The following is a 23,214-nucleotide window of genomic DNA, read 5'->3' as shown; positions in this document are numbered from 1 at the left end:
TATAGGATGAATTGGATTTTCTTCGGCATCGTGGGGGCGATCCTCTTGGCCTTCATCCCTATCGTCGGCTGGATATTGGCAGTGGGCGTGGTCGTCGCCACGCTGTGGAAGACCTTCGGTTTCCGGGAAACGCAGGTGGTCGGCAGCTGCCCTGTGTGTACCAAGTCGATGGTCATTGAGCCGAAGACCGACGTGTTCGCTTGCCCTGTGTGTCAAAGCTGTATTGCTGTTCGAGAGGACAGCCTGGTGGTGCTCGACATCAACTGAGCACCCATTCATGACAAAGCCCCGCAATGCGGGGCTTTGTCGTTTCTGGGGTATCGAGATGAAACCAACTTTTAGAATTGTCGCGGACGGGACCGATATAACGGCCCTGATCAACGACCGCCTGCTGTCCCTGCGTACCGTCGATAAACCTGGCTTGGAGTCGGATGACTTCGAGTTGCGTATCGATGACCGCGACGGTTCGGTTTCACTGCCCAAGCGTGGTGCCGGCATTGAGATCTACCTGGGCTACGCCGGCAACAGTCTGACGCGCCTCGGCCGCTATGTCGTGGATGAGGTCGAAGCATCCGGCCCGCCGGACACCATCGTGATTCGCGGTAAAGCCAGCGACATGCGTGGAACCGGCAAAACTACCCGCACAGGTAGTTGGGAAAACGTCACCCTCGCGCAGATCGTCGCTGACGTGGCGGCTCGCAATTGCTGGCAACCGGTCTGTTCCATCACCACGGTAGTGCCCCGGGTCGACCAGATAGGCGAGTCCGACTTCAACTTCATCACTCGTCTGTCCAAACAATACGACTGCACCGCCAAGGTCGCTGACGGCAAGTTGCTGGTGATGCAGCGTCAGGCGGGTCAAAGCGCGAGTGGCAAAACTCTAGGTGTGGTCACCATCAAGAAAAGCGACGTCAGCCGCTGGCAGTTTCGTTTCGCTGACCGAACCGCGCAAAAGGCCGTCAAAACGCGCTACCAGAACAAGAAGAGCGGCGAGCTGGTGACCCTGGAGCTAGGAAACGATGACGCGCCGGAAGGCATGCCGCCGGTCCATACCGACCGACATATCCATCCCAACAAGTCTGCAGCGGAACAGGCTGCCAAGGCGCGGCTGAATGCGTTCAACCGTTCTACGGCAGCGGTTCGACTGGAGATGGTGGGGCGCGCCGACCTGTTCGCCGAGCGCCACATCAATGCGCAGGGCTTCAAGGACGGATTGGATGGGGACTTTCTCGTGGACTTGGTGGAACAGGTATTCACCCAGGCCGGCTGGTCCACCACGGTCGAGTGTAATGCCGGTAAGAAAGGCAAAGCCAGGGCCAAAGGGAAGAAAGAGAAAAAGCCGCTCACCGTGCTGACGGTGCCGTGATCGCTTAACGCACTTGTCCGATCCGCAACGATAAACTCAGGAGGCGTCATGCCCATCACCGAGCAACAACTTCAACGCATCATGCCCAACGCCCGCCGCCAAGCGGGCGTTTTTGTATCTGCCTTAAACGCAGCGATGACCAACAGGAAGATCGATACACCCAAGCGCCAGGCCGCATTCCTCGCCCAGGTCGGACACGAATCGGGTCAGCTGCAGTACGTACGCGAACTGGGCAGCGATCAGTACCTCAGCAAATACGACACCGGCTCTCTGGCGGCCAAGCTCGGCAATACCCCGGAAGCCGATGGGGACGGTCAGCGTTACCGTGGCCGTGGGTTGATCCAGGTCACCGGGCACGATAACTACCTGCGTTGCAGCCTGGCGCTGTTCGGCGATGAGCGATTGTTGCGCACACCGGAGCTGCTCGAGCAGCCGCAATGGGCGGCAGAGTCGGCAGCGTGGTTCTGGTCGGTGAACGGGCTGAATACGCTCGCGGATCAGGAGCAGTTCAACACCATCACCCGCCGGATCAATGGCGGCCTGAACGGTCTGGAGGAACGGCTGCAGCTGTGGGCGAGGGCGAGGGCGGTGTTATGCGTCTCTTCGACCTGATCCCTGCGCAGTTCCGCATCGCTGCCGTCGGCGTGCTGTTGTTGATGGTGGTCGCCGGATCTGCGGCGTTGGCCTGGACTGCCCAGGACTGGCGTTATGGCCGAGTGCTGGAGCGCCAAGCCCGGCTGCAAGCGGACACCCTCAATAAGTTATCCCAGGCGTCTGCTGCCCTGCAGCGTACCGAGCAGGAAAAGCGCCTGGCCTTGGAACAGCGCCTGCAGACCAAAGACGAAACCCACCACAAGGAATTGATCAATGCGCAAACCAAGCAGGCTCGTCTGCGTGATCGCCTGGCTACTGCTGATCTGCGGCTGTCAGTCGTACTCGCCGCCACCGATGCCACCAGCAGTTGTTCAGTGCCAACCACCACCGCCACCGGCCGCGTGGTTCATGGCACCACAAGAGCCGAACTTGACCCAGCGCATGCTCAACGAATTATCGGAATCACCGATGCCGGCGACCAAGGATTGATCGCCCTGCGGGCCTGTCAGGCTTACGCAAAAGAAGTTTCCACACCGAAGTAAAAGGAGCGGCCGGGGAGGATGCGTCAACATCCAGCCCGGCCACCTTTCCCGCAGATTGCCCCTGCAAGTCCAGCCAAGGCTCCTGCTTCGTGCAAAAAGCGGAGCGAGCCTAGAACTGTTTGTCCATACAGCAACGGTCTTGCTATTTATGTCTACACCCGTCATTCCTTGGATGGGCGGCAAACGCCGCCTGGCCGCGCCCCCAAATAGGGCTTCAAAGCCAGACCAAAATGGCGGCTGCTGACATCCTGAAGTTGGCATAATGGTGGTGCGTAGTCATGGCATCCACCGCCAGCCGGAAAGGCGGTTGCTCCAGCAGATTGATCCAAGTCGAAAGCGGCCTCCCCCCCCAGCCCTGTATACAACAGAGGGGAAAGTGAGAAAGTTCGGTTCTCATGCTGGTCAGCGCTTCTTTTGCTCAGATGGAACTCGACCGTAGTCTGAGATGACCGCTGGCTGAGTTATGACAGGCAGGCGTCTTTCTGCCTCTTCGACAATCAGTGCGATGGTTTTTCTGGCGATGGGTGACAACGTGCGGCCGGCATGAAACACGATGGTTTCCGGGATGTAGCGCAGATGTTTGGGGATCGCGGGCTGGATTTTTTGGATTAGATCTATCAGCACCCCACTCTCTAAATCAGGCGCTAGCCAAGATTGCCAAGTGAGCAGTAGGGCGTCGCTAGTCAGCGTGGCCTGACGCAGGCAGTTCAGCTCATTGCACACCAACGTCCACGGCAGTAGCGTCGTCGAGGGCATTCCGAATAGCGCCCGGGCGTGCACGTCGTCCGTGGTCACGGCAGCCCACGGGTAGGCGAGCAACTGCTGATACGTCACTGGCTCGACCTGTAGAGCCAGTGGGTGCTCGGGGCGACAGAAGATAGAAGCCGGTTGTGGCGGCAAACTCCGAACATCAAAGCGTGGGTCCACCCCCTGCTCGACCCGCACGCTCGCTACGACAAACTCGATGTCTTCCTGTGCCAGTTGGTTGGCCAGGTGATGCCAGTAATTGACCTCAGGCGTTACCACCAGCTTGGGTGCGTTCTTGCGCAAGGCGAGCAGCACGTTGGGAAGAGTGGTATTGGCGGTCATCATGCCGACGCCGAAGTTAAGTTCACCTCCCTGCCCCCCGGCGATATCGCTGGCCTCCGCGACCAGCTTGTCGGCGCACGCCAGCATCTCGCGCGCCCGAGCAATGAGCTGGTGACCGGCGCATGTCAGCGTCACTGAACGGGTGTCCCGATCAAACAGGCGCACCCTTAGGTCTTTTTCAAGCGATTGGATGCTACGGCTGAACGCCGTCTGCGAAAGATGGGCTCGCTCCGCAGCCCGAGAGAAGTGTAGTTCCTCTCCAAGCAAGACCAGGTGACGAATTCGCTTCAAGTCAATTAAGTCGTTCAATGCATCAATCGCTCTTCATATTTGCATTGGACGGTTGTACCTCACTCCCAGAAACTTCGCCATAGTTTGCGCTTGGGTGGCAGCCTGCGCGTTTGGTTTCGATGTCCTGGAACGATGACGGCCGGCTCAACTTTAAAAAGGGTCAGAACTTTTCGAAGATCCTCAAAGGCATTCACGACCTGCAATTGAGTACGGAGCTCGCTGGTGATCTTGCGGCCTTAGGTCTAATTGGTTGCCGTGAACGGAAAAGGACTACCGGCTACCCGATTGCGACGCAGTCCGAATAATCAAGCGTGCGAAGGAGACAAAAATGCAAGTGAAAATAGACGCTCTGCAAACCTTGCTGGACAGCGCGACCTCGTCAGGTGTTCTGGTCCAGGCTGACGGCCAGCCGCGGTTCCTCAGCGCCGACGACAGCAATCCGCAGGTCATAGGCTGGATGCAAGGTTCACCGCCGGTGCCGGGAAAGGTCGTGCGGTTCAGCGACATCTTGCAGTTCCCGCAGACGCGCTGGTCGTTTTCGCATCTGCGCGAGTTGTTGCCAAGCGTGCAGGTCGCGCGTGGAAAGGGAGCAGTCAGCCCGTTACCTCGCGCCGAACGCGGAGACATCGACGCCTTGGTATTCACTCCACTGGGCAGCGACCGCACTATGACTTGGGAACAGTCACTGAAAGCCAACTACACAGATGGGATCCTTGTACTGCACCGTGGGCAAGTGGTCTATGAACGCTACTTCGGTGCGTTGACTGATCAGGGCCAGCACATTGCGATGTCGGTCACCAAATCTTTTATTGGCACCTTGGGAGCGATGCTGGTCGAGGAGGGTAGTATCGACCCACAGGCTAAGGTCAGCCACTACGTTCAGGAGTTGAAGGACAGTGCATTTGGCGATGCCACGGTACGCCAGGTAATGGATATGACAGTCGGTGTTCGCTATTCGGAAGACTACGTCGACCCCAAAGCGGAAATCTGGGAGTACTTCCGAGCCGCCCATATGATACCGCGGCCGGAGGGATACGCTGGCGCTACCTCGGTGACCGAATATCTGATGAAACTGAGCAAAGAGGGCGAGCACGGTCAGGCCTTTGCATACAAGACGGTCAATACCGAAGTTTTGTCCTGGGTGATCCAGCGCGCGACTGGCAAATCCGTCGCGTTCAATCTACAAGAACGCATCTGGAGCAAGCTGGGCGCCGAGCAGGACGCCTACTTGATCGTTGATGAGGTGGGTACAGCGATTACCGGTGGCGGTTTCAACACCTCGTTGCGTGACTTGGCCCGTTTCGGCGAGATGATGCGCCTGGGCGGCAAGTTTAATGGCCAGCAAATCGTGCCCAAGAGCGTGATCGCCGATATTCGCGGAGGAGCGAGCCAGCAAGACTTCGCCAAGGCAGGCTATGAGCTGCTGCCTAACTGGAGTTATCGCGACATGTGGTGGGTGTCCCACGACACTCATGGCGTCTACTCGGCGCGTGGGCTCCATGGACAATGCTTGTATATCGACCCCAAGGCGAAAATGGTCATTGTGCGCTATGCATCGCACCCCCTGCCTAGCAGTTCCAACTTCGATCCGACTACCTTGCCCGCCTATCGAGCGGTGGCCAATTACCTGATGTCTAACTCGCTATAGTGAGATGAAAAGCGGTAATAACAGACATTGGCGAATGGGCGGCGGTGTACCGCGATGTACCGTTCGCCAATGTTGAGTCGTTTCGCTGGAACGAATACCGCTTAGACCGGTTGACCAACGTAGGTCTGAACAATTACTTGTTTTTTTAATAAGTTAATACTGGAGCATGCTGTGAGCTCGCTAACTAATTCTCAAAAACCTAGTTATAGAAATTGCGTGCTTATAGCATATCTTTTGCTGGCTAGGCGAAAATCAGTTTATGGTTCCTTGGATAAGCTGCTCAAAAATTTTCGAAAATTACGAGAGCAGGGCCCTGCAAGACCAACTATTAAAATGCAAAAAAAAATCTCCATACAACTCCAAATGGTTGATGGTGTCGAAGTTTACAGGTTAGCCCCTAAGGATGACCAAGCAAGCTCCAAACATATTTTCTATCTTCATGGTGGAGATTACGTTTTACCTATCACTTTTTTGCACTGGCGCTTTCTTCAAACTTTAGTCGAAAGATATGGCTATATTATTATAGTGCCGCTCTACCCACTTGCACCAGAAGCCAAATGTAAAATCGTTATTTCTCGCATGCTATCTATATATAAGCTTGCTTGCTTTAACGCTCGCCGTCACGCAATGAATGTAATGGGCGACTCAGCTGGCGGCGGCCTTGCAGTTGCCCTCTGCTACGCGTTAACAGACATCGGATCCATTCAACCTACAAAGCTAGTATTAATTTGTCCGTGGATGGATGTCACTTTGAGCAACGAGTTGATTTCAAAAACCGAAAAGTCAGATCCAATGCTCTCCGCGAGGGGGGTAAGAGCAGCCGGTATGATGTATGCGGGAGATCTTGGCACGGACCACAGCTACGTGAGTCCGATTAACGGAGATCCAGTAAATCTACCTCCGATCCTTATTTTCGCTGGCACCCGCGATATTGTTCACCACGATACAATTAATTTCTGTGAGAAAATGTTGGCTCTTGGAGGTGAGATTCAATTGCATATAGGGCGAGGAATGATTCACGCGTGGCCAATCTTCCCGATACCTGAAGCGAAACAAGCCATGGATAAAATAGCTTGTTTTCTTTAGCGTTAGTATGAGTGTCAGCTATCAAGTACATAAGTGTTTTAGAGTAATGCTATATGGTGCGAATTGCTCTATTTGGAAACTTAGATCTCGCGGCTAACGACGGCATTGAGATTGCGATGCTGACTTCATGCTACAACGCGAACGGAGGGCGCTTCTTTGTAACGTAAGATACGGTAGTTGTAATATATGGCAGGTGTCTCAAAACCAGTAGGTTCGTTATGCGATTAACAGTGGTAATATTATCCTGCTCTGTCTACGTGAGTATTTTTTCACTGTGCGCATCTGCGGATAACGTAATGCTGAAAAATGGTGACCGTGTTAGCGGAGACATCATTTTAATGGAGGGCGCAAATCTTGTTCTAAGTACTAGTTACGGAGGCGATATAACGATTAGTAAGAGCCAGATTCAAACTTTGGAAAGCAAGCAACCACTCATGGTAAAGCAAGTGGGCTAGTTGCAAGGAACTGTTGAATCGATTCAAGCCGCCCCGCAAGGCAATGTGCGAGTTGGTGTGGGCGTTGGTTTGAGTCTCGTCGATCTTAACAATATCAACCAAATTATGAAACCCCAGCCCAACCTCGCGACTGCAATTTGGAAGGGAAATATTGACCTTGCGCTTTATGCCGAAAAGGCTAAGACAGAGAGTGATAATGTTGAGCTTGCGACAAAAACAAGTTTTGTCAATGGCGCTTGGCGGCATAACGCGAATGCTCATTTCCGAGAAGACGAGGCTGAGGTTTCAAGTACGGCAAGCTGGAGTGCCGAGTACTCCGTTGATCGTTTCCTTACCGATAACTGGCTTTGGGAAGGAGGCCTCAATTACAAAAAGGATCAGTTTGAAGACCTAATAACTAGGCGAAAAATTGGCACCGGTCCCGGCTACCAATTCTGGGACGACCAATTAGGCAAGCTTACCGTTGTTACACTGTTGAATCGTATGCATTTCGGTTACTCGAACGGTAGCAGCAATACATTTTACTTCACATCTGTCCGCTGGGACTTCAAGAGATTTCTGGTCGGAAGAAAGTTTGATTTTTTTGCATCGGGTGAGCTGGGAAGGCCACTCAGCGATATAGCATGCTATGCTTATGAATCTGAACTAGGCTTGCGCTACAGCGTCACGGAATGGGCTTCCTTAAATCTGAAATATGAGCGCGCGGTAGTCGCGGGTAAATCCGACAATACCAACTTGGATAGTGCTAGATATACAGCTGGTTTTGGTGTGAATTGGTGATGAATATTTTGCATGCATGGATGAGTGCCCAGTGCGAACTTGTACCCGAATTTCGGCCATCGGCAGAGCACTCGATTATAATCTCAAACACTGCGCAGCGCTGGTGGCTACCGCAACGGCGGGGCTGTGTCCATTGATAGTAATTGGGCGGATGAACAGATCAGCTCATGAGCTATTGGACGTAATTTCGTTTTGGCAGTACCGTCATAGTTGACTGTGTTAACCCAGTAATCAAAAACCGAAAGACGGCGAGTGATATTGCCATACGCTTTGGTGATACTTTAATGACAGCCAAGTGATCTGCTCTGATAAAAACGAACACCAGCACCGGGTAGAAATCAGAAAAATTGATATTCTTAGGCTGACTCCGCCGACCTGGCAATCTGTACTGGATCACGAATATGAGACGTGGGCAAGCGATCCATTTAATTTAGACACAGCCCTGACGTCTCCGGTTCAGCAGTGGCGATGATTACCGAATGTTTTATCCAAAGAGTAGCGTCATCTAAAGTCTAAATCGCAAAAAATGCGATTAGCAGACGCTTACTTAGAAGGTGCTTACGGCGTAACTTAATGCGTCTCGTCTTATATGAGGCGAGCTGTTTAGATGTAAAAACTCAGATTCGGCTATGGAGGGCTGCGATGCCTATCCATTTCAATACTAGGAGATAAAGCGTGAGTCGTAGCAAAAAATTGTTGGGTTGTGCATTTGTTATGGCCGTGTTGGTAGGGGCACTCTGGGGGGCATGGGAATTTTCATCACCCTCGGTTCAACCCTTTGCTTCGCTAAGACCGCAAGTCGGTCAAGGATCTCCAGACTTGACTGTGCGTTTTCTGGGCGCTGGCACATTGAGCTTCGATGATGGGGAAACTGCGATCATGGAGGACGGTTTTTTCTCACGACCAAGTATTTATTCGGTGCTACTGATGCCTATACAGCCTAATGAGCAGCGCATCGATGCAAGTTTGCGCAGCGCTGGCATTTCCAAACTTGCAGCGATATTCGTCGCGCACTCGCATTACGACCATGTCCTGGACAGTGGCTTGGTAGCTCTCAAAACAGGCGCTACCGTATTGGGAACAGCATCGACTGCCAACGCCGTTTTAGGTGCCGGATTACCTTCTGAGCGTATAAAGATAATCAAAGACGGAGAATCTTTTTCGTTTGGTCAATTTCAAATTAAAGCCTTTGAGACCCCGCACTCACCAAATCCCACCTCACCAGGCTTCATAGATCATCCGCTACACACCCCTGTCCGGCAGGGAGATTTCAAAGTTGGCGGAAACTTCTCATATCTGATCATTCATGGCAGCCGTCGCCTTCTGGTGATCGCCAGTGGTAATTACAGTCCAGGCAAGTTCAAGGATGTCAGGGCAGATGTGGTATTTCTTGGCATCGGAACTTTAGGTAAACAAACCCCGGAGTTTGTCGCTCAATATTGGCAAGAGGCGGTTGTCCAGACTGGCGCTAAAATCGTGATCCCGATCCATTGGGATAATTTTTTTGAGCCCTTGGACCAACCGTTGACCGCTATGCCGCGTATATTGGACGCATTCGATCAGAGCATGGGCATGTTGATCCCTCTGGCACAACGGGACGCTGTGAAGATGCAACTGCCTGTCGCTTTCGCCCCTATCAATCTAGATGCCTGGTAGCCATCGAATAGGCCCGCCATTCGGTTGGCATACGGAAGCCTCGGCCAAATTATGAAAGCGCAAGGACCTGATTTTATTAGGGAAATACGGGCGGGCTATGGCGTCCAAAAAATAGCCCCATGTGCTCGGTCTTGTGTCGGTTAAAGGCAGCAGTAACCAGCCAATTCAAGCTCTTTCTGAAGGAATGCTTTAGGCCGATAGTTGCGTCTTGCCGTTGTGTCGAGGGCCAATTCAGGGAGTGGGTGAAGCGATGGCGGCGATGCTGACCAGCCAAGATTGGAGCGAAAACAGTTCCGCAATGAAAAATCAACGTCGCGCAAACGAAGGTCTCCAGCCGTTTTGATACATCACAAATGCGGAAAAGTAGTTTGTTTAACTAATTGATTTTTAAGGTTTTACTTGTGGATTGCAAATCCGCCTACGCCGGTTCGATTCCGACCTCGGCCTCCACTCTTGGAAACCCCGTAGATTAACGTCTACGGGGTTTTTTATGCCAAAAATGCAGCGATACCGCCACCGCCCTGATTCCGTGAAACTGATCGAAGCAAATGATGTCCGATTGCTATCGGCCAAGAAAGAGGTCCGCCAAGCGCGCATTGGGTCTACGCTCAGTAGAGCCTCAAGCGACCTCCTCATGCCGGTTTAGCCGCGCGCTTATCCTGCCTGCGCAGGATAACGCCCGCACTCATCAAAGCTGACAGAGTGACCCATGAAACAAAAAATTCTTCTTGTAGCCGTGTGTGCTGCACTCATCCAAGGCTGTGCCGCCCCTTCCAAAAGCCATGAAGAATCACCTTCAATGCCTATTACCTCAGCAGCCGTAGCCCAGCCAACCTTATCCGCTTACGACTGGAACCTGGTCTCGGCAACGGATGCGTCGGGCAAGCCTCTTGTGGCGATGAACAAAGGCATCGAGCGCAAGTTGCGCGTTGCCTTCGGTGACAAGAACCTGAGCATCAGCGGTGGCTGCAATCGTCAGTTCGGCGGCTTTCACTATCAGAACGGAGTTCTGAAGGTTCAGCCACTGGCCTCTACGCTGATGGCCTGTGACAAGAGCCTGATGGACCTTGATGCCCAAGTAGGGCGGCTGTTCAAGGGTGATCTGCGCGCTGTGATCACCGGCGATAACGTGGCGCCGATGCTGCAACTGACGACAGCGGATGGCTCGGTGCTCAAGCTGCAAGGCGAGGCCACCCCGCAGACCCGCTACGGTAGCGAGGGTGAGGTCAAGTTTCTGGAAGTGGCGGCCAAGACGGTCAAGTGCAGCCATCCTTTGATCCCAGGTTATCAGTGCCTGCAAGTGCGCGAGCGTCGCTATGACGACGCGGGCCTGCAACTGGCGACCCAAGACACCTGGCATCCGCTGTACCAGCCTATCGAAGGCTTTGTGCATCATGACGGCGTGCGCACTGTGCTGCGGGTCAAACAGTACGAATGGAAGAATCCGCCAGCGGATGCGCCTTCGACGGTCTACGTGTTGGATATGGTGGTCGAGCAGGACGCTTCTGGCAGCAAGTAAGCGAACACAAACCCCGTAGATCAGCGTCTACGGGGTTTTTTATTGCCTGTGATTTATGCGTGTTTTCGACGAGTGACACGTCTAGATCAAGGGTCCTGGGTCGATCAGGGGTTGTCACGTGCGGATTTGCCGACTACCCTGAAAATGTTTGAATTATTACAAACAATTTCGGTGTGACTGTTTTTTAGGTCATACGGCTTCAGGACGAGGAACGAAAAATGTTTTCACATGAAGGTACTGCACTAGAGCTGTTGGTCTTGGTTTTTGGCGTCACTGGGTTATTGTTGATCGCCTGGTTTATTCACCATCAATACGAGCTAAAGTCGCGTAGGCATGTAAAAAAACAACATGTTTCTGGCCAGCAGCGTGAAGCTCAGAGCCGCTGACTGTCCCTTCACCCGTGCCAGCCTTTACGGCTGGCTTCAGCATCCGGTTTTCAATGGACTGCAAGGTTTTCCCGAGCCCACTGCTCAGCAGTGGTGACAGGAATCGATTGTTGCTCGTTGAACGTGGCCGCCTTAGGCCAGGCCACACCTTTGCCTTGTGCGAATACAGCACGGTACTTCTTGATGTGGTGCGTGGGGTCTTTTTCCAGTGCCTGCATGAGATAGTCAACCGTCCACACGTTGCGTTTGAACGGGCGATCCAGAACGCGTTCCAGCATGCTCGCAACCTGCCCATACGTGACGGTGTCGCCGGCGAGATAGACAATCTGATTGCGCATGCGCGGTTCGAAGAACACGATTTGCGCTGTCAGCGTACCGATGTCGTCCGGTGTCGTGAGCGTCACGCTGTTCTCGAGGCTGCCCAGGGCGTTCACTGTGTTGTTGTCGAAGTCGACGACCTCGAACACCGGCTCGAACAGGAAGCTGGTGAACATGCCTGTCGAGATGATGACCCATTCAGTGTTGTCCTGGGCGCGCAGCAACTCACGCACATCCAGTTGGGCATCGAACAGATCCTGGGGGCTGCCCCGGCCAATCACTTCGAAATCCACGCCAAACTGCCAGGGGAAGTAGCGCTTCACGCCGGATTTGAGTGCGGCGGTTGCCAGCTTCATCGGGGTTTCTCGGCCCGCGATCATGCCCGCGCAGCCGATCACGGTATCGAAGCGTGCGAAGACCTTGGCAAGTTGATCGATTGAGTCGTTCACCAGATCTGCGGCGACCATCTGGATGCCCAGGCTGCGCAGCTCATCGATGTCTGCCTTTTTCTCGGGCGCTTGAGTGTTGATGGTCGATTCCCTGAGTAATACGCTGATGGTGGAACCGGGCGCGCGTTTGGCCTCCCGCGCCAGGTTGCGCAAAACCGGCAGGCCGAGTTCGCCGGCACCTAGAACGAGGATCGATTGAGGGGGAAGTGGGGTCATTTCAGGCATGATTTCTCCGCAGACCTGTTGGCGATAAGATGAGCCCATGCTGGCACGATTCGGCAGCGCTCATAAGAAGGCACACGTGTGATACCAGGGGTAGAAATGACCGATCAGGAAACGCTCAGCCAGGCAGAAGTTATCTGCCAGTCGCTCAGGGAGGAGGACGATGGCGTCAGGCGTGAAGTCCTTGCTCATGCCGGTAGCCGCTGGGCATTGGGCATCCTGCATGCCCTGGGTGTGTACGGTGCAATGCGTCATGCCGAGATAAAACGACAGATGACGGGTGTGACTCAGCGCATGTTGACCAAGACGCTTCGTGCCATGGAGCGCGATGGTTTGTTGGTTCGGCGCGAGTTCGGTGAAATTCCTCCCCGCGTCGAGTACGAGCTGACGCCGCTGGGCAGGGAGCTTTTGATTCGCATGTCGCCTATCTGGACCTGGGTGGTGGAAAACGTGGAGGACTTTCGCAAGGCTCGGCGTATTTTCGACAGTCAGGAGGGCAAAAAACCGGCATGGCAGGTTCCCACACCGGTTTCCGATGCGCCTCGGTAAGCGCTACTTCTCGATGAAGACTTTGCAAGTGTACGCCTCGATCCACCCCTAGCTGTACGGGGCGCAGCGCGCCATAACCCACTACTGTCGCAGGCACATCACCACCGCTTGGATGCCGCGCCATGTTCATGTCTACCAGCCTGTTATCAGCCTTCGTGCTGTTCGCTTTTGTCTCTTCGATCACCCCAGGGCCCAACAACACCATGTTGCTGGCCTCAGGCGTAAATTTCGGCTTTCGCCGTTCGATGCCCCATGCACTGGGGATAAGCATCGGCTTCATGCTGTTGGTGATCTGTGTGGGGCTTGGCTTGGGCGAGGTGTTCAAGCTGTTCCCGTGGGCCTATACGCTGTTGCGGTATGTCGGCGCCGCGTATTTGTTGTATCTGGCGTGGAAGATTGCCAATGCGGGCGGCATGTCTGATAACCCGGATGAACATGGCAAGCCGATGACCTTCCTCGGTGCGGCGGCCTTCCAGTGGGTCAACCCCAAGGCGTGGATCATGGCGCTGGGGGCGATCACTACGTACACGCCGGCCGAGGGTTATGTCACCAATGTGCTGGTGATTGCCTTGGTGTTTGCGGTGGTTAACCTGCCGAGTGTGTGCGTGTGGGTGGGGTGTGGCAGCGGCTTGCGCAACTTGCTGCGTGAGCCGCGCTGGTTGCGGATGTTCAACTGGTCCATGGCCGGGCTGTTGGTGCTGTCGCTGTATCCGATGCTGTTTGTGGGCTGAGGTGGCGTAGGTAACGCGTTGACTGTCAGGCCGTCATCGCAGCATAGGTATCTACATAACTTCGGCACGACGCTAAATCTGTGGCGAGGGAGCTTGCTCCCGCGACGGCCTGGCAGCCGACACAGATATAACTGATGCGCCGCGATCCAATGTGGGAGCTGGCTTGCCTGCGATGACCATAGGTATCTATACAACTTTGCAAAGCACCCGTAGCAGCCGACGGTAACCACGATGCGAAGCGAGTCGCTCTTGATCTGCTTTTGATCTTAGGCGCCCCGTCAAACCACGCTGGCGGAGTACGGGCACACCCAGCCTAAGCGAGGTGCCGAGTGGTGGGGCAAGAGCGTTTTGCTTACTTTTGTCTGGGCCGGCATTCCGGCTTTTCAAAAGTGAGCCGCTGTAAAAGCGGAACCCTAAGTGGCCGCTACCGCAGGAATGGGTATGTACACGGTCCAACTGAGTTGACCGTCAGGCCGTCTTCGCAGGCAAGCCAGCTCCCACATTTAGGTCTCGGGGCGTCAGGTGGATCACCGTCGGTTGGCAGGCCGTCACGGTAGCAAGCTCCCTCGCCACACTAATGCGGGCTTAGACCGGCGAGATGGTCGCCAACATGCCGATGCCAATAGTCAACACCAAAAAGCCAAACAGGAAAATTGCCATCTTGGTCATAAGGCCTCCGAGGGGAAGGGGACGACAGGAGTGTCGGGATGGGGCTATTGTCCGCCTCAAGCGGTTTTCAATACAGGCGCAGATCGAAAAGAAAAAACCGTATCAGATCACCGCGCAGCGCCTGGGCCGTGGCTTTTCAAGCGAACAGTTTTTATCAAGATCAGTGCAATGGCCGCTGCCAGCCTCGAGCGTCACCTGAGACAGGCACTGCATTTGCCCCTAAGATAGCGCCCACTGCACAACAATAAGCGTGGGCCGACCCTCGATGGAAAGACGCCAGTTCAGCGGTGGCATGCAAGGCAAGAACCTGCGCTACCTCAGTGATAATCCCCAGCAATCGACCTCGGTCACCCGTGTCGGTTTTTTGCTGCTCGAACACTTCTCCTTGCCGGCCTTCACCCAGACCCTCGACACGCTGGTGACCGCCAACCTGTTGCGCCCTGATCTGTTCGCTACGCGCACCTTCGGCTGGGGTGAGGGCGAAGTGATCAGCGACCTGGGCCTGGTCATTCGCCCGGATGCGAACCTGATGCTGGCGAGCTTGCAGGACTTGGACCTGTTGGTGATCTGCGGTGGTTTTCGTACCGAACTCAAGGCGAGCGAGCCATTTATCCAATGGCTGCGCAGTGCGGGTGAAGCGGGCGTGCGCCTCGCCGGTTTGTGGAACGGCTCGTGGTTCCTCGGGCGTGCGGGGCTGCTGCAGGGTTACCGCTGTGCCATCCACCCCGAACATCGCCCGGCGCTGGCCGAAGTGTCCAAGGCGGCGCAGGTCACCAGCGAGCCCTACGTGATCGACCGCGACCGCCTCACCGCGTCCAGCCCCTCGGGGGCTTTCCATATGGCCTTGGACTGGATCAAGAGCCTGCATGGCAAAGCCTTGGTCGAAGGCATCGAAGATATCCTGGCGTTCGAAGAGTCGCGCTACCGCCGCATCAAACCCACCGAAAACATCTGTGTCAGCGCGCCGCTGCGCGAGGTGGTGAAGTTGATGGACGCCAACCTCGAAGAACCCCTGGAACTCGATCAACTCGCCGTCTACGCCGGCCGTTCCCGCCGCCAGTTGGAGCGCCTGTTCAAAGAACAACTGGGTACCACGCCGCAGCGCTACTACATGGAACTGCGCGTCACTGAGGCGCGACGCCTGTTGCAGCACACCGAGTTATCCCAGGTGGATGTGCTGGTGGCGTGCGGGTTTGTCTCGCCGAGCCATTTCAGCAAATGCTACAGCGCGTATTTCGGCTATCGCCCCTCCAAGGAGAAGCGGTTGGTCAAGTAGCCTGGCGGTTGTAGAAAGATTTTCACAAGGAGTGGCAATGGACATCACGCTTTTGGATCGTTATCGCGGCAGCCTACTTGGGCTGGCGTGTGGCGATGCTGTAGGGACGACGGTTGAATTCATGCCCCGCGGCAGCTTTTCTCCCGTGACGGATATGCTAGGCGGCGGACCGTTTAGCCTCAAGCCTGGCCAATGGACTGACGATACGTCCATGGCACTGTGTCTGGCCGAAAGCCTGTTGCGCAAAGGCGGTTTTGACGCGATGGACCAGATGGGACGTTATCTGAATTGGTGGAAGTGGGGTTACTTGAGTTCTACCGGAGAGTGCTTTGATATCGGCATGACGGTTCGCGAAGCGCTGGAGCAATTTCAGCGAAGTGGCAACGCTTTTGCGGGCTCAACGCATCCGTATTCGGCCGGCAATGGTTCAATGATGCGTCTCGCACCTGTCGTGTTGTTTTACTTTCCAGATAGGGCGGACATCCACCTGTTTGCCGAGCAAAGCTCGCGAACTACGCATGCCGCGCATGAGGCTATCGAGTGCTGCCTGCTGCTGGCCGAGGCTATCAGCAATGCCCTGAGCGGCGTGCCAAAGAAACAGGTGCTTAGTTTTTCCCACACCGCGCTGTCGGCTCCTAAGGTCAAGGGCATCGCCTCTGGCGACTATCGCGATAAAACCTCTGCTCAAATCGTTGGCTCAGGTTATGCGGTGGCTTCGCTGGAGGCCGCATTCTGGTGTTTCGATCAGACCTCCAACTTTGCTGAAGCGATACTGGCCGCCGCCAACCTTGGGGATGACGCAGACACTACTGCCGCAATCGTTGGGCAACTGGCGGGGGCGTATTACGGCGTCCAGGCTATCCCTGTCGGTTGGTTGAACAAGCTATGGATGCGCGATGAAATCCAAGAAACGGCTGATGCGTTATTCAGCACTTCGCGCCTACCACAGTAAGGTTCAGAAACGATCCAGCCGATAAGGCTGTAGTTCTGGCACCTGCTCACCCGCAGCAAGCTGCCCAACCCGCTCGGCCGTCACCGCCGCTTGTGTCAGCCCCAGGTGCTGGTGACCAAATGCAAGCAGCACTTTGCCGTCGCACACCCGGTCAATGATCGGCAGCGAGTCGGGCAGGGAAGGGCGAAACCCCATCCAGGGCGTGGCTTCGCTGTCGCTCAGTTCGTGTCGGAACAACCCTTTGCTCAAACGGTGCAACTGCCAGGCCCGTTGCATATTGGCCGGGCGGTCGAGGCCGGCGAATTCGACCGTGCCGGCCAGGCGCAGGCCACCGGTCATGGGCGTCATGATGAATTTGCGCTCCAGTGAAGTGACCGCGAAGGGCAGGCGCTGTTGTTCGTGGGGCAGCATCAGGTGGTAACCGCGTTCGGTGTCCAGCGGCACTTGTTTGCCGGTGAGAGCTGCGGTGAGTTTGGCCGAGTAGGCGCCGCAGGCAATCAGCACTTGCTGCGCTGTCAGTACGCCTTGGTCGGTCATCAGGGAAACGCCACTACCCTCCAGGCGTCCGTCCAGAACGCGCTGCTGAAGAAATTGCACCCCCTCAGCCTTGGCCGCGTTCACCAGTTCGCCAACCACCGTGTACGGGTCCAGAAAATGTCCGGTAGCGGGAAAGAACAAACCGCCTTGTATGGCGTCGCTCAGTTGCGGCGCAGCCTTGCGCACCGCATCGCCGCTCCAGAAGTCCACGACGACGCCTTGCTGCCGCATGCGTTGCTGCACTGCATCCAGTGCAGCGCGGGATTCGGCGCGCTCATACACCAACAGCGAACCGTCTTCACGCAGCAATGGCGCTTGCCCAATCGATTGCAGCAAGCGTTGCCACGCGCCCAGGCTGCCTTCGTTCAGCGCGCGAAGGCCGGCTACGGTGCGCTGATAACGCACTGGCCGCAGGTTCAGCAGCAGGCGAATAAACCAGGGCAGGGCGCGGGGCAGGTAGGTCCAGTCCAGGCGCAGCGGGCCCATGGGGTCCAGGAGCATGGCGGGCAAGCGCTTGAGGATCGACAGGTCGGCGATGGGGAACACCTGCTCCGTTGCCAGGTGGCCGGCGTTGCCGTAGGAGGCGCCCATGCCGGGTGCCTGCGGGTCGAGCACGACGACTCGGCGGCCTTGGCGTGCCAGCTGCAAGGCGCAGGCGACGCCGATAATGCCGGCGCCGACTACTACGATGTCTGCTTGCTTGGGATCGGCCATGATCATGCTTCTCGCTGGCCGTCGAGCAGGCGCCGCAACCGCAGCGGGTTGTCGTGCTGCAGCGCGGTGGGCAGCAAGGCGTCCGGGACGTCCTGGTAACACACCGGGCGCAGGAATCGCAGGATCGCCGCCGTGCCCACCGAGGTACTGCGCGCATCCGAAGTCGCCGGAAAGGGCCCGCCATGCACCATGGCGTCGCACACTTCTACGCCGGTCGGCCAGCCGTTCACCAGCAGGCGCCCAGCCTTGCGCTCCAGCACCGGCAGCAATGCCCGCGCCTGTGGCAGGTCGTGGTCATCCATGTGCAGGGTTGCGGTGAGTTGACCTTCCAGGTGCTCGGACACCTGGCGCATGTGCTCGACATCACGGCACTGCACCACCAGCGAGGCGGCGCCGAATACTTCGGCTTGCAGGTGTTGATTGTTCAGGAACGCCTCGGCCTGGGTCACGTACAGATGGGCCTGGCCCTGGTTCGGCCCGGTCGCTGGCAAGCCCTTGGCGGCGATGTGAGCGTGCTGGGCCAGGGTCTTCAGGCCGGTTTCGTAAGCGCTGAAGATGCCCGGTGTGAGCATGGTCTGGGACGGGCAACGCGAGAGCCGCTCACTGGCAGACTGAATAAAACGGTCCAGAGCGGCGCCTTGCAGGGCAATCATCAGGCCAGGGTTGGTACAGAACTGGCCGGCGCCTTGGGTCAGCGACGCGACGAATCCTTCGGCCAAGGCTTCGCTCCGAGCTTCAAGCGCAGCAGGAAACAGGTACACCGGGTTGATCGAGCTCATTTCCGCGTACACCGGGATCGGCTCCGGGCGTGCCTGCGCCGCTTGGCACAGGGCGATACCGCCACTGCGCGACCCCGTGAAGCCTACGGCCTTGATGCGCGGGTCGCGCACCAATGCGATACCCACCTCGTTACCCGCGCCGTAGAGCAGTGAAAACACACCCTCCGACAAGCCACAATCTTTGACCGCCTGGGCGATGGCGCGCCCCACCAGCTCGCTGGTGCCGGGGTGCGCGTTATGCGCCTTGACGATCACCGGGCAACCGGCGGCAAGGGCCGATGCGGTATCGCCGCCCGCCACGGAGAAGGCTAGAGGGAAGTTGCTGGCACCGAACACGGCTACCGGACCCAGGGCGATATGGCGCTGGCGCAGGTCGGCACGGGGCAGGGGTTGGCGCTGGGGCTGTGCGGTATCGACGCGCACGTCGAGCCATTCGCCCAGGCGCACGGTGCGGGCAAAAGCGCGCAGTTGCCCGCAGGTACGGCCGCGTTCACCTTCAATGCGTGCGCGAGGCAAGCCGGTTTCGGCGCAGGCGCGTTCGATCAACTCATCGCCCAGGGCTTCGATGTGGGTGGCGATGGTTTCAAGCAACGTGGCGCGATCTGCCAAGGTGGTTTCGCGGTAAGCGTCGAACGCGGCCCACGCCAGTGCGCAGGCCTGGTCGACGTGCTGCTCATCCCCGCCAGCGTAGGCGGGTTCCAGTGGGGTGTTGGTAGCGGGGTTGATGGCCCGGATCGCATCGCGATGGCCGCAAACCGATTGCTGACCGATCAGCATCTTGCCTGTCAGAGTCATGGGGACATCCTGGAAAAAAAAGAGGTGTTGTAGGCGCGAGCTTATGTGGCGAGCAAGCTTGCTTGCGCTGGGGTGCGAAGCGCCCCCAATAAAAGCCGGAGACTGCTGCGCAGTCAGCGGGAGCAAGCTCCCTCGCCACAGCAAGCTCGCGCCTACAGAAAATCAAACGACGTTCTGTTCGGCCGACCAGTTGGCATACCACTGACGGAACAGCGCGTACTGCTGCTCGGCATACCGGCGCTGGGCAGCGCTGAGCCCGTCGGTTTCGTTGAAGTGCAGGGCGTAACCCTGGTCGCCGTTGAGCACCATCAAATGCTTGTAATACAGCACCAGATCGCAACCCTCGTCGAACGAGGACAACACCGCCAGTGCAGCTTCCAGTTCGCGGGCCTGGCGACGCGCCTTGGCATCGCCCTTGGCGGCCTTTTTGCTCAGGGCCACCAGTTGCAGCACCTCGCGGGGCAGTGCATTGCCGATGCCGGTGATAGCGCCGGTGGCGTTGCAGTTGACGAAGCCGTGTACCACCTGGGTGTCGACGCCGACCATCAGGGTCACATCATCATCCTGGGAGGTGATGTTTTCGGCGGCGTAGCGCAGGTCGGCGGCGCCGCCGAACTCCTTGAAGCCGATCAGGTTCGGGTGTTCGCGGCGCAGTTCGAAGAACAGGTCGGCGCGGGTGGCGAAACCATAGTAGGGGCTGTTGTAGATCACCGCCGGCAGGTTGGGGGCGGCGTTGAGGATTGCTGCAAAGTGGGCCTTTTGCGCAGTGACCGAAGCCCCTCGGGACAGCACGCGGGGAATCACCATCAAACCATCGGCGCCGACTTTGGCGGCATGGGCTGCGTGGGATACGGCTTCACGGCTGTTCACCGCCCCCGTACCGACGATGGTCGGCACACCCGCAGCCACCAGGCGCGCCACGCCTTCCTGGCGCTGGGCCTCGGTGAGCAGCGGCCAGTCGCCCATGGAACCGCAATACACCACGGCACTCATGCCGATGTCGATCAGCTCGCGGCCCTTGGCCACCAGTGCGTCGAAGTTCGGTTGGCGCTCGGCGGTGCAAGGGGTCATCAGGGCGGGCATGCAGCCGGTGAAGATGTTGTCGCTCATGGTGCTAACTCCGGTTTCAGTTGAATGAATAATGGGCTCAGATGCCCCAGGCAAACGGGTCTTGTTCGTCGATCAGCAACGTGCTGTCGGCGGTCATGTAGGCGCGGCCGGTGATGAATGGACGTACGCGTTCGCCGTCCCACTCATAGCGGCCCAGGAACTGGCTGCCGGTGATGCTGGCTTGGACCCAGGGTTCTCCTGCGGCCAGTTTTGCGTCGGCGGCCAGGCAGGCGAGCTTGGCGCTGGTGCCGGTGCCGCAGGGGGAGCGGTCATAGGCTTTGCCGGGGCACATCACGAAGTTGCGGCTGTCGGCGTGGGCGTCGTCGGCGAACAGTTCGATATGGTCGATCAGCGCACCGTCTGCGCCACGGATGCCTTGGGCTTCGAGGGCGTTGAGCATGGCCCAGGTGTAGTCGGTCAGGGCCTCCACGTTGTCCATCTGCAACTCATGGCCGTGGTCCGACACCAGGAAGAACCAGTTGCCGCCCCAGGCGATGTCGCCCAGCACCACGCCATGCCCAGGCACTTCAACCGGCACCTGCTTGCGGTAGCGGTAAGCGGGTACATTGCGCAGGGTCACGCTGCCGTCGTCGTGCAAGGTGGCCGCGACCGGGCCGACCGGCGTGTCAAGGCTGTGCACGCCCGGTTGGATCAGCCCCAGGTGGTGCAGCGAGGCAACCAGGCCGATGGTGCCGTGGCCGCACATGCCGAGGTAGCCGGCGTTGTTGAAGAAGATCACCCCGCAGGTCGCCCCCGGCGTAACCGGCGCGCAGTACAGCGCGCCCACCAATACATCATTACCTCGGGGCTCCAGCAGGCAGGCGCGGCGCCATTGATCGTGGTGGGTGCGCAGGTGCTCCAGTTGCTCGGCGATCGAGGCACCGACCAGTTCGGGAAAGCCGCTCATGACCAAGCGTGTAGGTTCACCGCCGGTGTGTGAGTCAATCACATGCAGCCGTTTCATAAGGCGCTCCATCAGTGGGTAGTCGGGGATAGTGGGGCGCTGTAGTGCGCGCCGCTGACGGCTTCGCTTTCGTCCTCTTCCTGCTCCAGGCGTACCCAGTGGGCGGGTACGCCGGTGGCGGCGCCCCAGTAGTAAATGCCCAGGGCGCAGGCCGCCACCACCAGGGTGTCAAACGGGTGGCTGATCACCCCGATACCGCCAAAGCTGCCGAGTTTTGAGAGCAGGATGGTCACGGCGTAGAAGCCGATCAGCCAGGCCGAGGAGCGTACTTGTTGCTTGAGGTTCAGGTGCGCGGTCGGCACCCAGCGTGCGCACAGCAGGTACACTGCAAACATCAGAATTTGCAGGCCCAGCAGCCAGGACACGGTGTTCCAGCCCGACCAGTACACGATCAACGCAGCGATGATGAATGACAGCGGGCCCAGCACCGCCATGCCCTTGACCCGAAACGGGCGCGCCATGTCGGGTGCATTGCGGCGCAGGGCGGCGACCGTCACCGGGGCCACGGCATAACTGAGGATCAGGGCGGCAGACACCACGTTAATCAGCGCTTCCCAGGACGGGAACGGCAAGGTCCAGAACACCGACAGGCCAAAGGTCAGCCACAGCGCCGGGCGCGGGATGCCGGACTTTTCATCGATGCGCGTGAATATCTTGAAGAAGGTGCCAGTCTGCGCCCAGCCATACACCACGCGCGGGGTGGCGTTCATGTAGATGTTGCCGCAGCCGCTGGGGGAGATCACTGCATCGGCCACCACCAGGTAGGCCAGCCAGCCCACGCCCAGCGCCAGGGCGATGTCGCGATAGGGCAGGGCCAGTTCCTTACTGATGCCGGCCCAGCCATTGGCGAGCATTTCGGTAGGCACGCCGCCGAGGAACGCGGTTTGTAGCAGCACATAGATGGCCGTAGACAACAGTACCGAGAGGATCAGGGCGATGGGGATGGTGCGCTGTGGGTTTTTCACTTCGCTGGCCACCGAAATGATCGGCGTCAGGCCCAGGTAGGCAAAGATCACCCCGCCTGCCGACACGGCCATCTCGATGCCCGACAAGCCGAACGGTGCAAAGCCATGCACCTGGAAGTTCTCCGGCTTGAAGAAGGTAAACAGCACGCCGATCACCAGCAACGGCACGATGAACTTGAATACGCTCACCAGATTATTGGCGATGGCAAAGGTCTTCACGCTGCGGTAATTGAGCACAAAGAACAGGCACAGCAAGGCAAATTGCACCAGCCAGCCCAGGGTGGTGGGGTCGCTGGAGCCGGCCTTGGTCAACTGGGGAAACCAGGCTGCCGCATATTGGCGCGAGGCGACCACTTCAATCGCCACCAGGCTGGAAAACGCGATCAGCGTGATAAAGCCCATCAGGTAGCCCAACAGCGGGCCATGGGAGTACACCGGGTAGCGCACCACGCCGCCAGCGCGGGGCAGGGCGGCGCCCAGTTCGCAGTAGACAATGCCCAGCAACAGCACGGCGAAACCGCCCAGCAGCCAGGAAAAAATCCCCGCCGGGCCTGCGATGGCAGACACGTGACTGGCGGCGAACAACCAACCCGATCCGAAGATGGCTCCCAACCCGATAAAGGTGAGGTCCATCAGTGACAGCTGTTTCTTGAACTTGCCTTGGCCTGACATAGCGGCGCCTTTTTGTGAGTTATTGGATAGGCATGCAGTGGCGCTATCCTGAACCCATCAGGCAGGCTGACGATTGATGTTTTGCGCAGGGATGGATGAC

General features: G+C 57.4%; 20 protein-coding genes and 2 pseudogenes. 15 read left to right on the top strand and 7 right to left on the bottom strand.

Features of this window, described 5'->3' with window-relative positions; all coding sequences use genetic code 11:
• The first annotated feature begins 6 nt into the window (after window positions 1–6).
• The 4 genes from AC1RAC_RS01215 to AC1RAC_RS01200 are packed head-to-tail and all read left to right on the top strand — an operon-like array spanning window position 7 to window position 2,502.
• A complete protein-coding gene (locus AC1RAC_RS01215; protein WP_492616024.1) occupies window positions 7–267 on the top strand; it encodes a hypothetical protein in 261 nt (86 codons plus the stop codon).
• A gap of 58 nt (window positions 268–325) precedes the next feature.
• On the top strand, window positions 326–1,366 hold the full coding sequence (locus tag AC1RAC_RS01210) for a phage late control D family protein (RefSeq protein WP_492616023.1): 1,041 nt from the start codon (window positions 326–328) through the stop codon (window positions 1,364–1,366).
• Window positions 1,367–1,414: 48 nt separating this feature from the next.
• Entirely contained in the window at window positions 1,415–1,978 is a 564-nt protein-coding gene (locus AC1RAC_RS01205; RefSeq protein WP_072446511.1) for a glycoside hydrolase family 19 protein, read from the top strand.
• On the top strand, window positions 1,960–2,502 hold the full coding sequence (locus AC1RAC_RS01200) for a lysis system spanin subunit (RefSeq protein ID WP_072446513.1): 543 nt from the start codon (window positions 1,960–1,962) through the stop codon (window positions 2,500–2,502). Before AC1RAC_RS01205 ends, AC1RAC_RS01200 begins: the two co-directional genes overlap by 19 nt.
• A gap of 402 nt (window positions 2,503–2,904) precedes the next feature.
• On the opposite strand, the gene AC1RAC_RS01195 is transcribed toward AC1RAC_RS01200, so the two are convergent.
• Window positions 2,905–3,900: a LysR family transcriptional regulator gene (locus tag AC1RAC_RS01195; protein WP_072446515.1), complete on the bottom strand. Its 996-nt coding sequence runs from the start codon at window positions 3,898–3,900 to the stop codon at window positions 2,905–2,907.
• Between the two features lie 104 nt (window positions 3,901–4,004).
• Here AC1RAC_RS01195 and AC1RAC_RS01190 point away from each other — a divergent pair.
• The 7 genes and pseudogenes from AC1RAC_RS01190 to AC1RAC_RS01160 form a co-directional block, all read left to right on the top strand.
• Window positions 4,005–4,088: pseudogene (locus AC1RAC_RS01190) on the top strand (hypothetical protein); the annotation flags it as partial.
• Window positions 4,089–4,210: 122 nt separating this feature from the next.
• Complete coding sequence (locus AC1RAC_RS01185) at window positions 4,211–5,530, top strand: serine hydrolase domain-containing protein (RefSeq protein WP_072446518.1); 1,320 nt, start codon at window positions 4,211–4,213, stop codon at window positions 5,528–5,530.
• Between the two features lie 171 nt (window positions 5,531–5,701).
• The gene (locus tag AC1RAC_RS01180; protein ID WP_239695912.1) at window positions 5,702–6,616 is read left to right on the top strand and encodes an alpha/beta hydrolase fold domain-containing protein; all 915 of its coding nucleotides are present in this window, start codon (window positions 5,702–5,704) and stop codon (window positions 6,614–6,616) included.
• Window positions 6,617–7,071: 455 nt separating this feature from the next.
• Window positions 7,072–7,851 carry a DUF481 domain-containing protein gene (locus AC1RAC_RS01175; RefSeq protein WP_492616022.1) on the top strand — a complete coding sequence of 260 codons (780 nt, stop codon included), beginning with the start codon at window positions 7,072–7,074 and terminating at the stop codon, window positions 7,849–7,851.
• A 188-nt stretch (window positions 7,852–8,039) separates the two neighbouring features.
• Window positions 8,040–8,367 (top strand): annotated as a pseudogene (locus tag AC1RAC_RS01170) (AAA family ATPase); the annotation flags it as partial.
• 159 nt (window positions 8,368–8,526) lie between these two features.
• On the top strand, window positions 8,527–9,507 hold the full coding sequence (locus AC1RAC_RS01165; protein ID WP_204840107.1) for an MBL fold metallo-hydrolase: 981 nt from the start codon (window positions 8,527–8,529) through the stop codon (window positions 9,505–9,507).
• A gap of 799 nt (window positions 9,508–10,306) precedes the next feature.
• Window positions 10,307–11,026, top strand: a complete 720-nt coding sequence (locus tag AC1RAC_RS01160) for a DUF4377 domain-containing protein (protein ID WP_492616021.1) — start codon at window positions 10,307–10,309, stop codon at window positions 11,024–11,026.
• Between the two features lie 436 nt (window positions 11,027–11,462).
• Here the strand turns inward: AC1RAC_RS01160 and AC1RAC_RS01155 are convergent, their stop codons facing one another.
• On the bottom strand, window positions 11,463–12,404 hold the full coding sequence (locus AC1RAC_RS01155) for an aromatic alcohol reductase (protein WP_034127534.1): 942 nt from the start codon (window positions 12,402–12,404) through the stop codon (window positions 11,463–11,465).
• Window positions 12,405–12,500: 96 nt separating this feature from the next.
• On the opposite strand from AC1RAC_RS01155, the gene AC1RAC_RS01150 reads away from it, so the two are divergent.
• The 4 genes from AC1RAC_RS01150 (at window position 12,501) to AC1RAC_RS01135 (ending at window position 16,578) form a co-directional block, all read left to right on the top strand.
• Window positions 12,501–12,950, top strand: a complete 450-nt coding sequence (locus AC1RAC_RS01150) for a winged helix-turn-helix transcriptional regulator (RefSeq protein ID WP_054897395.1) — start codon at window positions 12,501–12,503, stop codon at window positions 12,948–12,950.
• Between the two features lie 122 nt (window positions 12,951–13,072).
• Window positions 13,073–13,681: a LysE family translocator gene (locus AC1RAC_RS01145; RefSeq protein ID WP_014718583.1), complete on the top strand. Its 609-nt coding sequence runs from the start codon at window positions 13,073–13,075 to the stop codon at window positions 13,679–13,681.
• A gap of 961 nt (window positions 13,682–14,642) precedes the next feature.
• Complete coding sequence (locus AC1RAC_RS01140) at window positions 14,643–15,626, top strand: GlxA family transcriptional regulator (protein WP_198833157.1); 984 nt, start codon at window positions 14,643–14,645, stop codon at window positions 15,624–15,626.
• A 37-nt stretch (window positions 15,627–15,663) separates the two neighbouring features.
• Complete coding sequence (locus AC1RAC_RS01135; protein ID WP_492616020.1) at window positions 15,664–16,578, top strand: ADP-ribosylglycohydrolase family protein; 915 nt, start codon at window positions 15,664–15,666, stop codon at window positions 16,576–16,578.
• A 3-nt stretch (window positions 16,579–16,581) separates the two neighbouring features.
• On the opposite strand, the gene AC1RAC_RS01130 is transcribed toward AC1RAC_RS01135, so the two are convergent.
• The 5 genes from AC1RAC_RS01130 to AC1RAC_RS01110 all read right to left on the bottom strand — a co-directional run bounded on the left by AC1RAC_RS01130 (window position 16,582) and on the right by AC1RAC_RS01110 (window position 23,114).
• On the bottom strand, window positions 16,582–17,829 hold the full coding sequence (locus tag AC1RAC_RS01130; protein ID WP_492616019.1) for an NAD(P)/FAD-dependent oxidoreductase: 1,248 nt from the start codon (window positions 17,827–17,829) through the stop codon (window positions 16,582–16,584).
• Between the two features lie 2 nt (window positions 17,830–17,831).
• Entirely contained in the window at window positions 17,832–19,403 is a 1,572-nt protein-coding gene (locus tag AC1RAC_RS01125) for an aldehyde dehydrogenase (NADP(+)) (protein WP_034127529.1), read from the bottom strand.
• Window positions 19,404–19,565: 162 nt separating this feature from the next.
• Window positions 19,566–20,513, bottom strand: coding sequence for a dihydrodipicolinate synthase family protein (locus tag AC1RAC_RS01120; protein ID WP_054919134.1), 948 nt, complete (start codon window positions 20,511–20,513; stop codon window positions 19,566–19,568).
• A 37-nt stretch (window positions 20,514–20,550) separates the two neighbouring features.
• On the bottom strand, window positions 20,551–21,477 hold the full coding sequence (locus tag AC1RAC_RS01115) for a 4-hydroxyproline epimerase (protein ID WP_492616018.1): 927 nt from the start codon (window positions 21,475–21,477) through the stop codon (window positions 20,551–20,553).
• A gap of 11 nt (window positions 21,478–21,488) precedes the next feature.
• Complete coding sequence (locus AC1RAC_RS01110; RefSeq protein WP_492616017.1) at window positions 21,489–23,114, bottom strand: APC family permease; 1,626 nt, start codon at window positions 23,112–23,114, stop codon at window positions 21,489–21,491.
• Window positions 23,115–23,214 lie beyond the last annotated feature (100 nt).

This window comes from Pseudomonas sp. GW823-FHT02F05, assembly GCF_058797315.1.
Note: the sequence above shows the minus strand (reverse complement) of the source record. Positions and strands in the feature narration are given on the sequence as shown.